Origin of the sequence: Rhizobium herbae, from assembly GCF_017873135.1 — a bacterium.
Lineage (GTDB): Bacteria > Pseudomonadota > Alphaproteobacteria > Rhizobiales > Rhizobiaceae > Pararhizobium > Pararhizobium herbae.
Map to the genome: position 1 here is coordinate 385,683 of NZ_JAGGJV010000004.1, position 11,514 is coordinate 397,196.

Annotated in this window: 11 protein-coding genes; 6 read left to right on the plus strand and 5 right to left on the minus strand. The window is 61.1% G+C overall.

All coding sequences use genetic code 11. The features are described from left to right. Position 1 precedes the first annotated feature (1 nt). Entirely contained in the window at positions 2-1,378 is a 1,377-nt protein-coding gene (gene cobG / locus J2Z75_RS13490) for a precorrin-3B synthase (protein ID WP_209853129.1), read from the minus strand. A gap of 133 nt (positions 1,379-1,511) precedes the next feature. Beyond that, complete coding sequence (gene cobF / locus J2Z75_RS13495; RefSeq protein WP_209853131.1) at positions 1,512-2,282, minus strand: precorrin-6A synthase (deacetylating); 771 nt, start codon at positions 2,280-2,282, stop codon at positions 1,512-1,514. 383 nt (positions 2,283-2,665) lie between these two features. On the opposite strand from cobF, the gene J2Z75_RS13500 reads away from it, so the two are divergent. The 3 genes from J2Z75_RS13500 to J2Z75_RS13510 all read left to right on the plus strand — a co-directional run bounded on the left by J2Z75_RS13500 (position 2,666) and on the right by J2Z75_RS13510 (position 6,765). Beyond that, on the plus strand, positions 2,666-4,411 hold the full coding sequence (locus J2Z75_RS13500) for a type I secretion system permease/ATPase (RefSeq protein ID WP_407692760.1): 1,746 nt from the start codon (positions 2,666-2,668) through the stop codon (positions 4,409-4,411). After that, positions 4,408-5,724, plus strand: coding sequence for an HlyD family type I secretion periplasmic adaptor subunit (locus J2Z75_RS13505; protein WP_209853135.1), 1,317 nt, complete (start codon positions 4,408-4,410; stop codon positions 5,722-5,724). Before J2Z75_RS13500 ends, J2Z75_RS13505 begins: the two co-directional genes overlap by 4 nt. 132 nt (positions 5,725-5,856) lie before the next feature. After that, positions 5,857-6,765: a DMT family transporter gene (locus J2Z75_RS13510; protein WP_209853137.1), complete on the plus strand. Its 909-nt coding sequence runs from the start codon at positions 5,857-5,859 to the stop codon at positions 6,763-6,765. Here the strand turns inward: J2Z75_RS13510 and ung are convergent. Further along, entirely contained in the window at positions 6,750-7,463 is a 714-nt protein-coding gene (ung, locus tag J2Z75_RS13515) for a uracil-DNA glycosylase (protein ID WP_209853389.1), read from the minus strand. The two genes, J2Z75_RS13510 and ung, sit on opposite strands and share 16 nt — an antisense overlap. Before the next feature lie 188 nt (positions 7,464-7,651). On the opposite strand from ung, the gene modA reads away from it, so the two are divergent. From modA to modC, 3 genes are all read left to right on the plus strand, one after another. Then, complete coding sequence (gene modA, locus J2Z75_RS13520; protein WP_209853139.1) at positions 7,652-8,446, plus strand: molybdate ABC transporter substrate-binding protein; 795 nt, start codon at positions 7,652-7,654, stop codon at positions 8,444-8,446. 71 nt (positions 8,447-8,517) lie between these two features. Beyond that, the gene (modB, locus tag J2Z75_RS13525; protein ID WP_209853141.1) at positions 8,518-9,219 is read left to right on the plus strand and encodes a molybdate ABC transporter permease subunit; all 702 of its coding nucleotides are present in this window, start codon (positions 8,518-8,520) and stop codon (positions 9,217-9,219) included. Beyond that, on the plus strand, positions 9,216-10,283 hold the full coding sequence (modC, locus tag J2Z75_RS13530; protein ID WP_209853143.1) for a molybdenum ABC transporter ATP-binding protein: 1,068 nt from the start codon (positions 9,216-9,218) through the stop codon (positions 10,281-10,283). Before modB ends, modC begins: the two co-directional genes overlap by 4 nt. Here modC and J2Z75_RS13535 read toward each other — a convergent pair. After that, the gene (locus tag J2Z75_RS13535; RefSeq protein WP_209853145.1) at positions 10,258-10,653 is read right to left on the minus strand and encodes a winged helix-turn-helix domain-containing protein; all 396 of its coding nucleotides are present in this window, start codon (positions 10,651-10,653) and stop codon (positions 10,258-10,260) included. The two genes, modC and J2Z75_RS13535, sit on opposite strands and share 26 nt — an antisense overlap. 123 nt (positions 10,654-10,776) lie before the next feature. Then, positions 10,777-11,514 carry an SDR family oxidoreductase gene (locus J2Z75_RS13540; protein WP_209853147.1) on the minus strand — a complete coding sequence of 246 codons (738 nt, stop codon included), beginning with the start codon at positions 11,512-11,514 and terminating at the stop codon, positions 10,777-10,779.

The following is an 11,514-nucleotide window of genomic DNA, read 5'->3' on the forward strand; positions in this document are numbered from 1 at the left end:
TCTATCCCTGTTGAACCGCGGTTGTGATCACGTCCGCTCCGAGCCGTGTAAGGCAGGACCGTGCCGATTCGCCAGCCTGTTTCCCCTCGGACACCAGCTTGTGGAGGTGCGCCATCGCGGTTCTTATCTTGTTTTCTTCGATGTAGGCGTTTGGCGCAGCGAAAGCAGGGCCATTTACGACAAGCCCATAGCCTATTGACGCAGCCGTGATCGTCAGCGCCGAGGCGGACGGTTTTGCGCAGCCCTTTGTGCAGCCGGAGACATGAACCGTCAGCGATCCGTCGAGCAGCGACGGTGCGGTATCGATTACCATTTGCGCTATCGCTCTCGTATCGATCAAAGCTGAAGCACAGGCCCCCATGCCGGCGCAGGCGGCGATGTGATTGCGCGGGTCGCGCGGGAAGGCCCGCAACCCGTGTCCGAGTGCCAAGGCCTGCGCGACGGCTATCCGATCAGCGGCAATTCCGATCACCATCATTGCATGGCCGGCCGCCAGCCGGATTTCAGTTGCGCCGACAATCTCCAGCGCCTCAAGAAATGTTCGAAGGCCCTGCACCTGAATCTGACCGAATGCAAGGCCAACACCCAGAATAGAACGACCTGCGCCAAGCTCATGGATGCCGGCAGAATTCGGTGCGGGCTTCATTGACTCGATGTCATGGGGATCGACCACCGAAGCCAAACGGACGTTGAAAGCCGCAGGATCAATATCTCGGGCACGAGCGTCTTTCCCCATCAAGGCAAGGCTTTCGAGAATGTCCATGACGGCCGGAACGACAGCGGCTTCCTCCAGGGTAGCAATCCGTAGGGCCGTTGCTTCCGTGCCGGCAAGAGCCAGCAGCCAGAGTATCTTTCCGCCGGTACGAACGGCGCGCAGGCGGATATCGGCTGTCAGTTCACCGAGATTCAGGCGGCCGCCGCCATCGATGACGATGGAGAGTTTCGGCGCCAGGCTCAGCGGCGGCTGATGTGCCGCGACTGTTAAACGGAGCCGCTCTGCAAGGAAAACGGGATTGGCAATTTCGGAAGGGTCCAGCCCGGCCAGAGGCGGCGTTTCGATCGCAAGGCCTTCCGCGATCTCTATCCCGGCATCAGCTATCTTTTCAGCCAGCAGCGGCACCGTTTCCGCCGTCAGCCCGCGGATCTGCAGATTGCCACGCGCCGTGATTTCGAGAATACCGTTTCCGCAGAACGCGGCTGCGTTCGCGATCTCGATCAGTTCGCCAGGCGTGAATCCCGGCCTGACGGGCCGCAGGCGCACCAGGAGACCGTCGCCGGTCACCATCGGCGTCGCGAGTGACGGACAGGCTCCACGGCGCATCGGTGATCGATGCCCCGAATCCGTCGATCCCTCAAATGGTGCGGCACAGAACGTCATTACGGGTGGTTGGCCATCCTCAGTGTTTCAAGGCGCAATCAATACGCCGGGCCGTCAATACAGTCATTCTACAGCACACACAAACCGGCCGCCATGCCACTTTGCAAAGCAACCGCGCACCCTGGTACAACGGCTACTCTTCGAAATCCGCGCCCTTCTGCAGGAGATAGATATCCATGATCCAGCCATGCCGCGCCCGAGCCTCGGCTCTGGATGCCAGGATATCCTCCTTCACCTCGGCCAGCCGGCCGGAAATGACGATCTCCTGTTCCGTGCCGAGATAGGCGCCCCAGTAGATACGCGCATCCGGATCCTCGATCCTCATGAAGGCCTGCTCGCCGTCAAGCATGACGACGACAGTCTCGCTTCTCTGTGGAAAGCTCTCCGAAAGACGCCGTCCGGTGGTGATCTCGACAGGCTTGCCGACGAGATTGAGCGGTATCCTGTGGCTGGCGGCCAGCGCCTGGATGCTGGTGATGCCGGGAATGACCGAGTAGTCGAAAGCCACCGTTTCCAATGCCCGGACACGCTCGATGATGCGGATCGTGCTGTCATAGAGCATCGGATCGCCCCAGACGAGAAAGGCACCGGTCTGCCCCTCGCCGAGCTCTTCGAGCAGCAGGCGTTCGTAAGCCGTAGCGATCGCCGCGTGCCATTGATCGACACTCTGGTGATAGGAACGATCCGCTGTCTGGCGGACGGGAATCGCGAATTCCACCACCCGGCTGTCCGGCCGGGTGACGTAACGCGAAACGATGTCACGGCGGATGCCGGCAAGCTGCGCTTTTGCCTCGCCTTTCGTGGGGATGAACAGGGTATTCGCGGCGTTGAGAGCGTTGATCGCCTGCACGGTCATATGCTCGGGATTGCCGGTACCGATGCCCACGATCAGAACGTTTTTCATGTCCAAGCCTTTGCCACGCGACGTTTCCGCGTCTTTGGCCGATTGAACGATTGAACGCAAGACTACGATTGCCGGAAGAACGGCGAAGTGACCGATATAAGCGGCTGGTCTATGCAGCCAAGTATCCGGTTAAGCACGACAAATATTTTTAAAGAAACACGAGAGAAATCATGGCAATATTCAGACAGATCCATTAAGACCGCGAAAAATTCATACATTTAGCACAAAAAAGCCGGAAACGGACGCGCAATAGCAGGTTCCCCAGGTGACAGACCCCCAGGTAATGTGACTTTAGAAAAATTGTGGCACATTGGTGCATTCTATTTGAGACCGCTAGCGTCTCGCGAGGGCCCTCTACAGTGAATAACAATTCGAGAAGCAAAGTGAACGCGTCCGACCCGGGCGAAGCCCTGTGGAACTGCAAGGCAGGCTTCATCGGCATCTTTCTCGCCAGCGCGCTTGTCAACATTCTCTATCTGACCGGCTCCTTCTTCATGCTGGAAGTATATGACCGGGTACTGCCAAGCAGAAGCATCCCAACGCTGATCGCTCTGTGCCTGCTCGCTCTGCTGCTCTACGCCTTCCAGGGTGCCTTCGAAATGGTGCGCGGCCGCATGCTCGTGCGCATTGCCGGAGCCCTCGACGAAGCGATGAGCGCGCGGATCTATCGCGCCGTGGTCCAGGCGCCGCTGAAACTGCGCACCCAGGGCGATGGCCTGCAGGCATTGCGGGATTTCGACCAAGTTCGCTCGTTCCTTTCGGGCACCGGTCCGGCCGCCTTCTTCGATCTGCCCTGGCTTCCGTTCTACATCGGCATCTGCTTCCTGTTCCATCCGCTGATCGGCATCGTCGCGATCGTCGGTTCGATCATCCTCATCGCCCTCACCTTCCTGACGAACCGTGGAACACAAGGCCCGTCGAAGAAGGCATCCGAGGCGGGCAACCATCGCAATGCCTTCGCGCAGGCTTCGCATCGCAACGCCGAAGTCATGCAGGCCATGGGCATGATGGGCCGCATGTCGCAGCTTTGGGATCTGCGGAACAACAACTACCGGGAACAGAACCGCGAGACGTCCGACGTCGGCAACGGTTATGGCGCCCTGTCCAAAGTGTTCCGAATGGCATTGCAATCCGCCGTTCTGGCAACCGGCGCGGTCCTCGTCATCGAGGGGCTGGCATCGCCGGGCATCATCATCGCAGGCTCCATCCTGACCGCCCGTGCCCTGGCGCCGGTGGAGCTGGCAATCGGCAACTGGCGCGGCTACGTTGCCTGCCGCCAGAGCTGGCAGCGTTTGAAGGAGCTTTTGAAGGCTCTGCCGGAACGCGACGCACCCTTGGAACTGCCCGTGCCCAAGGAAAAGCTGAGTGCGGAAGGTCTCGCAGGCGGCCCTCCCGGTGCGCAGCGTCTAACCTTCGCCGAAGTCAATTTCGCCGTGAAAGCCGGCAGCGCGCTCGGCGTCATCGGGCCCAGTGCATCGGGCAAATCCTCCCTTGCGCGTGCCCTGATCGGCATCTGGCCGGCATTTCGTGGCTCTGTTCGCCTCGACGGCGCAGCGCTCGACCAATGGGATGGCGACAGGCTCGGCCGCAGCATCGGCTACCTGCCGCAGGACGTCGAGCTTTTTGCCGGCACCGTTGCCCAGAATATCGCACGCTTTACCGAAAATGCGTCATCGGATGCTATCGTTTCCGCTGCCCGTGCAGCGCGCGTCCACGACCTTATCCTCAAGCTGCCGAATGGCTATGAAACCGAGATCGGCGAAGGCGGGGCCGCACTTTCGGCCGGTCAGCGCCAGCGTGTGGCTCTCGCCCGCGCTCTTTTCGGCGACCCCTTCCTCGTTGTCCTCGACGAGCCGAACTCCAATCTCGACGCAGAGGGCGAACAGGCGCTCAGCGAGGCGATCATGAGCGTGCGGGCACGCAGCGGCATCGTCATCGTCATCGCCCACCGGCCAAGCGCGCTCGCTGCCGTGGACATGGTGCTGATGATGAACGAGGGACGTATGCAGGCATTCGGGCCGAAGGACGAGGTACTCGCGCAGATCCTGCGCAAGGAAAACCGCCAGCCGCAAATCGCAAGCCCCGCATCGCTGAAAGTCGTGGGTGAAGGACAGGAGTCCGCATCGTGACCCATACCGAAACAAAGCCCGTCAGTTCGCAGCGTTCGCTTGGCCGGCACATCACCGCCGTATCGATCCTCGCTCTTGCACTTGTCGTCGGCGTTGGTGGCTGGGCGGCAACAACCGAACTATCGAGCGCCATTGTCGCCGGCGGCACCGTCGTGGTCGAGAACAACGTCAAGAAGATCCAGCACCTGACCGGCGGGATCGTCGGCGAAGTGCTGGTAAAGGAAGGCGATACCGTCAAGGCGGGCCAGATCCTGATCAAGCTCGACGGCACGACGGTTCGCGCCAACCTGTCGATCGTGCAGAACACCCTTGCCCAGCTTTACGCCCGGCGCGCGCGGCTTCTCGCCGAGCAGATCGGATCCGACGACTTCAAGATTCCGGAAAACCTGGAAGAACTGACATCGAGTACACCCGCCTCCGTTCTCGAGCAGAGCGAGCGCAAGCTGTTCATCAGCCGCAAGAACGCGCTCGTCGGAATGAAAAGCCAGCTTGCGTCGCGCAAGGACCAGCTTGTCGACGAGACCAAGGGCCTGACGGTTCAGCTGAACGCCATCGAGGATGCGCTGAAGCTGATCGGCGAGGAACTCACCGGTCTCGACAAGCTCTACGGCCAGGGCCTGGTCTCCATGCAGCGGCTGACCGAGTTGAAGCGTGACCGCGCCCAGCTTGAAGGCGACCGCGGTGCCCGTATCGCTGCGCGCGCCCAGGCTGCCGGCAAGTCGAGCGAAATCGACCTGCAGATCCTGCAGCTCGACGAGGACCGCCGCACCGAAAACGCCAAGGAACTGACGGACGTCGAAGGCAAGATCGCCGAATACGAAGACCGCCGGATCGCCGCCATGGACCAGCTGAAGCGCATCGACATTCGCGCGCCGCTGGATGGCCGGATCTATCAGCTGGCGGTGCACACGGTGAACGGCGTCATCAATCCGGGCGAAGTGCTGATGCTCGTCGTCCCGGGGGCCGACAGCCTGACCGTCGAGGCGAAAATCGCGACCCACGACATCGACCAGATCCGTCTCGGCCAACCGGTGGAAATCCGCTTCAGCGCCTTCAACCAGCGCACCACCCCGATCGTCGAGGCGGAAGTCGTGACCATCGCTCCCGACCTCGTCACCGACCAGCGCACCGGCATGACCTACTATCCGCTGCGCATCAAACCGAAGCCGGAAAGCCTTGCGGGTCTGAAGGGCCTGTCGCTCTATCCCGGCATGCCGGCGGAAGTCTTCATCAAGATCGCCGACCGCACGGTCATCTCCTATCTCGCCAAGCCGCTGACGGAACAGATCCAGCATACTTTCCGCGAGGATTGATCCGAACCAATCAAAACACGCGCAGCGCAGGGCGCTGCGCGTGTTGCCGGAAAGCGCCGGCCGGAAACAAACATTGCTGCCCTGCAAAAATCCCATGGCAGCTCGCGGCGCAGCCGGTGTATGGACACTCCCATGACCTCGAAGCGAACCGGCTACATCTTCGTCCTGCTTGCCCTCGTGATTTTCTCGATACAGGACGCAATCTCGAAGCATCTTGGCAGTCTTTATCCTCCGGTTTTCATCACCATGATCCGGTACTGGGCCTTTGCCGCCTTCGCAATCGCACTGGCAGCACGATCGCGTGGCGGCCTTTCCGTAGTAGCGAAGACCAAGCGACCGCTGCTTCAGATTCTGCGTGGCATCCTGCTCGTGGGGCAAATCGTCATCGTCATCATCTCATTCTCGAAGGTCGGCCTCGCCCATTCGCAAGCAATATTCTCCTCCGGGCCGCTTTTCGTGGCCCTTCTTTCGATGCCGCTGCTCGGCGAGCGGGTCGGCTGGCGGCGGTGGACGGCGATCATCATCGGATTGCTCGGCGTTCTGCTGATCCTGAAGCCGGACGACAGTTCGTTCGACATCAGGTTCCTGATCCCGATATCGTCCGCCCTGATCTTTGCAATCTATGTCATCTCGACGCGACTGGTCAGCCGGGACGATAGCTCGATCACCAGCTTTTTCTACACCGGTGTCGCCGGCGCCGTGGCGATTACCATCATCGGGCCGTTCTACTGGACAACGCTGGCGCCGCAGGACTGGGCCTGGATGCTGATGCTCTGCATCACCGGAACCACCAGCCATTTTTTCCTGATCAAGGCCTACGAACTGCTCGACGCCTCGGAAGTCCAGCCGCTGACCTATCTCCAACTGGTCTTCGCCTCGGTCATCGGCGTCTCCATTTTCGGCGAGACGCTGAACCTGAACATGATCTTTGGCTCGGCGATCGTCGTCTGCGCGGGCATATTCACCGTCTGGCGCGAAAGTGTCGTTGCCCGGCGCAATGCCAGGCAGCCCGGGCCACCATCCTCTCAGACGCTGACCTGAACCTGCGCCTCCGGATCGGCGGGCAGCGCCCAGTCGATCGGCTTGCGTCCTTTCGACACGAGAAAGTCGTTGGCCTTGGAGAAAGGCTTGCTGCCGAAGAAGCCGTTATGCGCCGACAGCGGCGACGGATGCGGCGACCGGATCACGAGATGGCGGGACTGATCGACGAAGGCCGCCTTCTTCTGTGCATAGGATCCCCAGAGAATGAACACGACGGGATGTTCCTGCTCGTTGGTGGCGCGGATGATCGCATCGGTGAACTTCTCCCAGCCCTTGCCCTGATGCGACGCTGCCATCGCGCGCTCGACCGTCAGCACGCTGTTGAGCAGCAGCACGCCCTGTTTCGCCCAGCTTTCGAGAAAACCGTGGCGGGCGGGCGGAATGCCCAGATCGCTTTGCAGTTCCTTGTAGATATTGACCAGCGACGGCGGAGACCGCACACCGGGCTTGACGCTGAAAGAAAGGCCGTGCGCCTGCCCCTCGCCATGATAGGGATCCTGCCCGAGAATGACGACACGCACCTTGTCGAGCGGCGTCAAATCCAGGGCGCGGAAATATTCCGGTCCCTTGGGAAAAATCTGCTTGCCGCTGCTCTTCTCCTCAACCAGAAACTTCTTGAGAGCGGCCATGTACGGGCTGGAGAATTCCGCGGCCAAAGCTGCTTTCCAGCTTTGCTCGATCTTCACATTCGATTCCATGGCGCCTGCGGCCTTTCCATTTCCCCATTCTTCGGAGCCGCCGAATTTAACGCCGAGCTTGTCGATGGCAAGCGCCAATCCCGACGCGGCGGCGAATGAATTTCAATATATTTTGATCAATATAACGCTGGCCATTCCGATTGTACCGTTATATCTAGGCATATATCTCGAAACCGATGGGGGACCGCATGCGCGCTGAACGCCGAACCTTGCTGAAAACTTTTGGAGCCACGATCGCAGCGCTCTGGGTCGGCGCAATGCCGCTGGTCCAGCCGGCAGCAGCGGCCGAAAAGGTCACCGTCTTTGCCGCAGCCAGCCTGAAGAACGCGCTCGATGCCATCAATGCCGACTGGCAGAAGGAAGCCGGCAAGGAAACGACGGTCTCCTATGCAGCAAGTTCGGCGCTCGCCAAGCAGATCGAATCCGGTGCACCGGCCGATGTCTTCATCTCCGCCGACCTCGCCTGGATGGACTACGTCGCAGAAAAGAAGCTGATCAAGGACGATACGCGCTCCAACCTGCTCGGCAACCGCATCGTGCTGGTGACCAGCAGTCAAGATGCTGCACCGGTCGATATCAAGCAGGGCTTCGACCTGAAGGGCCTGCTCGGCGACGAGAAGCTCGCAATGGGCGCAGTCGATTCCGTTCCGGCCGGCAAATATGGCAAGGCAGCTCTCGAAAAGCTCGGCGTGTGGTCATCCGTCGAGAAGAATGTCGCGGGCGCTGAAAACGTCCGTGCCGCGCTGCTGCTGGTTTCCAAGGGCGAAGCACCATATGGCATCGTCTACCAGACGGACGCCGCCGCCGACAAAGGCGTCAAGGTTGCCGGCACCTTCCCGGAAGACAGCCACCCGCCGATCGTCTACCCGATCGCCATTACCGCCGACAGCAAGAACCCGGATGCCGCCGCCTATGTCGATTTCGTCAAATCGCCCAAGGCCGCGGCCCTCTTCGAAGCGCAGGGCTTTACCATCCTGAAATAAGACCGCGATGCGCTCTATCCGCGAATGGACGGAGCGCATATCGTCTGGCCGTCAAAGACGGAGCAAAACATTTGGACTGGCTGGTTTTGAGCGACGCGGAGTGGACGGCGATCCGCCTCAGCCTGCGCGTTTCGCTGGTCGCCATGCTGGCCAGCCTGCCCTTCGCGATCGCCGTTGCCATGATTTTGGCGCGAGGCCGTTTCTGGGGGAAGTCTATCCTCAACGGTATCGTTCACCTGCCTCTGGTCATGCCGCCGGTGGTCACCGGTTTTCTCCTCCTCATCCTCTTCGGCAAACGCGGTCCGATCGGCGCCTTTCTCGCCGAATATACCGGTGTCGTCTTCTCCTTCCGCTGGACTGGCGCCGCCCTTGCCTGCGCCGTCATGGCCTTTCCACTGATGGTGCGCAGCATCCGGCTGTCGATAGAGGCGGTCGATCGCAGGCTTGAACAGGCGGCAGCGACACTCGGCGCCGGACCTGTTTGGGTTTTCCTGACGGTGACACTGCCGCTCGTCCTGCCGGGCATCATCGCCGGCATGATCCTCGCCTTTGCCAAGGCAATGGGCGAATTCGGCGCGACGATCACCTTCGTCTCCAATATCCCCGGCGAGACCCAGACGCTGTCCTCGGCGATCTACACCTTTACCCAGGTACCCGGCGGCGATGCCGGCGCATTTCGCCTCACCCTCATTTCCATCGTCATTTCCATGGCAGCCCTGATGGTATCGGAGGTGCTGGCGCACATGGCCGCGAAAAGGGTGGATGCGGCATGAGCCTTGTCGTCGAAATCCGGCACCGGCTGGGCACGTTTTCCGTCGAGGCGGCCTTTTCCTCGGACAGGGGCGTGACCGCTCTCTTCGGACGCTCCGGCTCGGGCAAGACATCGCTGATCAACATCATTGCCGGACTGCTGCGGCCCGGCAGCGGGCGGATCGTGTTCAACGGCGACGTCCTGGTCGACAGCGACAATCGGATTTTTGTGCCCCCGCACAGACGCCGCTTTGGCTACGTCTTCCAGGAAGCACGCCTCTTTCCGCATCTCAGTGTCAGGCGGAACCTGACCTATGGGCGCTGGTTCAAGGGCAAGGCTGGAGATGGCCCGAGCTTCGACCGGATTGTCGATCTGCTCGGTGTCGAAACTCTCCTTGGCCGGGTACCGGCGAACCTCTCTGGCGGTGAAAAACAGCGCATCGCCATCGGCCGCGCGCTGCTGTCCAATCCGCGCCTGCTTTTGATGGACGAACCGCTGGCAGCACTCGACGAAGAGCGCAAGGCGGAAATCCTGCCCTACCTCGAGCGCCTGCGCGACGAGACGAAAATCCCGATCGTCTATGTCAGCCATTCCGTGAGCGAGGTCGCGCGGCTGGCCAACAAAGTCATCGTTCTGGAACATGGCCGCATCAGTGCCTCCGGAGACGCAGCGACCATTCTCAGCCTGCCCTCATCAGCTGTCAGCCGCCGCGAAGTGGGTACCGTCATCGACGGCATCGTCGAGGCGACGGATGCCGAGCACCAGATCACGCTCATCCGCGCCGGCAACGCCGAGATTCGCGTGCCGCATCTGGATGCCGGTATTGGAAAAACAGTTCGTCTCCAGATCGCGGCCCGTGACGTCATGCTGGCAACCAGCAAACCGGAGGGCCTGAGCGCGCTCAACATTCTCCCCGCGACGATCATTGAAATCGGCGGCGCTGCGCAGGGGATGGTGGATATCCGGCTGGACTGCGGCGGCGTGACGATCGTTTCGCGCGTCACGACCCTGTCACGCGACATGCTCAAGCTGCATGTCGGTAAGCCGGTTCACGCCATTATCAAGAGTGTCGCTCTGGATCTGTGATCGGCTTCGCGATGGGATTGCGGTTTTCTTCCAGCCAGGCCAGCTCCGTCGCGAGCGCTGCCTCTGCGTTTTCCTCCATCACCCTGAAACGGCGGATCAGTTCCTCGCCGAAAGGCGTCACGACCGCGCCCCCGCCCTGCTTGCCGCCGCGCTGGGATTCGACCGCATCCTGCATGAACATCCGGTTCAAGGCGCTGACCAGCAGCCACGCCCGCCGGTAGGACATGTCCATGGCGCGTCCGGCCGCGGAAATCGATCCGGTTTCGCGGATATGTTCGAGTAGCATGATCTTGCCCCGACCCAGCCGCTCGGCATGGGGGAAATCGATCCTCAGAACCGGGGTCAAGCCGGTGGTATTCGCCTTGCTCATGCGGTTTGTTCGTGCCTTTTCCAATTTCGAAAAGACTATAGCGCGCATCGGCCGGTGTATAGCGTCGACCGGTTCTCTTGCCATATCAAACCGGTCGTCGTGCGATGTCGCCATTTCTAAAGGCTACAGGCTCATGCCGCCATCAATCACATGGACATGTCCTGTCGTGTAGGCGGAAACATCGCTGCCGAGGTAGACGGCAAGTGCGGCGATTTCTTCCGGCAGGCCGATGCGGCCCATCGGTTGGCGCGCGATGAAGGCGGCGCGGGCCTCTTCGTAATTCCCTTGCGCCTTCATCCGCTCCTCGAGCGACGGCGACTGCACCGTGCCGGGCGCTATCGCGTTGCAGCGAATGCCCTGCTTGATGAAGTCGATGGCGACAGACTTGGTGAGACCGATGACGGCCGCCTTGCTGGCCGAATAGGCAAAGCGGTTGGGCACGCCGGCGGGAACGCCAGCGACCGACGACATGTTGATGATCGAGCCACCGCCGTTTTCGATCATGCCGGGCAGGAAGGTGCGGATCAGCCGGAACATCGACTTGACGTTGAGATCGAAGGCCAGATCGTAGTCCCGCCCGCTGGCTTCGAGGATCGTTCCGCCATGCACAACGCCGGCGCAATTGAACAGCACGTCGACGGTTCCGGTCTCAGCGGCAAAGGCCGCGATGGCGTCCGCGCTCATGACGTCGAGCTTCGCAACCTTCATCCCAAGGGCCGAGAGTTCCGCGAGCTTTTCCTCGTTGATATCCGTGGCCGTCACGATGGCGCCTTCCCGCTGGAAGGCTTCGGCTGCCGCGCGGCCGATACCCTGCGCCGCCGCCGTGATCACCGCGCGCTTGCCGGCCAGAAGTCCACCCAT